Raw genomic sequence first — 1,280 nt, 5'->3', positions numbered from 1 at the left:
ACCATGTTTCCACTGCCGAGTACCGTTGCTGTAGAACCAGACGTGTAGCCTTGGCTATCCGTCGGCGCTACACCGGATGTAATCCCGTTGCCTTGATACGTCACATAATATTTTGCTTCTGGCAGCAAGGTCCAGACCGCGTAAAGCGTTACGTTGGACGTTCCGATTGTAATTGTTGAACCTGCTGCATAAGCAGTGCCCGTTCCGTCAGCCTTTGTGTTCCAGCCAGTAAAGGTATTACCTTTCTTCACCATGTTTCCACTGCCGAGTACCGTTGCTGTAGAACCAGACGTGTAGCCTTGGCTATCCGTCGGCGCTACACCGGATGTAATCCCGTTGCCTTGGTACGTGATGTAGTATTTTGCTTCTGGCAGCAAGGTCCAGATCGCGTAAAGCGTTACGTTGGACGTGCCGATTGTAATTGTTGAACCTGCTGCATAGGCTGTGCCTGTTCCGTCGGCTTTTGTATTCCAACCGGTGAACGTGGAGCCTGTTTTTGTCATGCTGCCTGCAGTCGCTATGGTAGCTTGCATGCCCGGAGCATAGTTTTTGCTCGATGGCACTGCACCGCCATCGCTGCCATTGCCGTCATAGCTGATTGTGTACGTGATCAGCTCCCACTGAGCATGTAACGTCACGTTAGCGGAACCCATCGTCAGCGTTGCACCTGCTGTATAAGCAGTGCCCGTTCCGTCGGCTTTTGTATTCCAACCGGTAAACATGGAGCCTGCTTTTGTCATGCTGCCTGCAGTCGCTAGGGTAGCTTGCATGCCCGGAGCATAGTTTTTGCTCGATGGCACTGCACCGCCATCGCTGCCATTGCCGTCATAGCTGATCGAGTAAGTAATCAGCTCCCACTGGGCGTACAACGTCACGTTAGCGGAACCCATCGTCAGCGTTGCACCTGCTGCATATGCATCGCCCGTTCCGTCGGCCTCCGTGTTCCAGCCGGTAAAAGTGGAGCCTGTTTTTGTTATGCTACCTGCAGTCGCTAGTGTAGCTTGCGTGCCCGGAGCGTAGTTTTTGCTCGATGGCACTGCGCCGCCATCGCTGCCATTGCCGTCATAGCTGATTGTGTACGTGATCAGCTCCCACTGGGCGTACAACGTCACGTTAGCGGAACCCATCGTCAGCATGGCACCTGCTGCATATGCATCGCCCGTTCCGTCCACTTTTGTATTCCAGCCCTCGAATGAATGGCCTGCTTTCTCCAAGTCGCCTTGCAATGCTACTGAAACTTGAGCATTCGGAGCATACACACCACCTGTTGGCGACGTGCC

General features: G+C 53.8%; 1 protein-coding gene. It reads right to left on the bottom strand.

The features are described from left to right. Positions 1-1,280, bottom strand: a 1,280-nt coding sequence (locus tag ACFVSO_RS28790) for an InlB B-repeat-containing protein (RefSeq protein ID WP_387480147.1), incomplete at both ends; no start/stop codon positions are given.

The organism is Paenibacillus sp. NPDC057967 (genome assembly GCF_042887015.1).
Lineage (GTDB): Bacteria > Bacillota > Bacilli > Paenibacillales > Paenibacillaceae > Pristimantibacillus.
This window is presented reverse-complemented; position numbering and strand designations above follow the sequence as displayed.